Annotated in this window: 1 protein-coding gene; it reads right to left on the bottom strand. The window is 50.7% G+C overall.

What is annotated here, in order from left to right:
- Positions 1-63: 63 nt before the first annotated feature.
- On the bottom strand, positions 64-471 hold the full coding sequence (locus A3761_RS07105; RefSeq protein WP_068750031.1) for a hypothetical protein: 408 nt from the start codon (positions 469-471) through the stop codon (positions 64-66).
- Between the last annotated feature and the right edge of the window lie 48 nt (positions 472-519).

The raw sequence follows: 519 nt of genomic DNA on the forward strand, positions 1-519 counted from the left end.
ATAGTTGAGGCGCTGCTCGCTTCCTAAAACACAGGGCCAGACCATACATACTACAATGCTTAACTAGTCGAGCCTATGAGAAATACGCCACAGATCTGCATCATTGTCCATGCTTCCCGATGCACTTGCAATCATTGAGCGAATTATCGACGGCGCTCCTTGAGATACAGGCACACCAAAATGGGAGGGGTAATCGACATGCGTTAAGAACAAACCATTTGGCTGCGCAGTCACTCCCCCCTTAGTCCGGTCTCGTGCTTCGAGCACCCCGGCACACCAATCTACTGGTTTTCTCTGCTTCCCTATTTCCATCACCCCACCAGCAATGTTACCCCCCATGTGATGCCCCCCTGCATTTCCCTTAATCTCCCTAACTAACCTATCGCCGAAGCGTTCCCCATTCATAAATTCGACCAACCGAACCTGCTTTCTTGACTGGCAGCCTACAGCCCCTCCACGAGCTAAAGTCATGCTCCCCCACCAAACATTGAGCTGCCTGGTGCATCTTTATTTCATCTA

The organism is Oleiphilus sp. HI0123 (assembly GCF_001635315.1).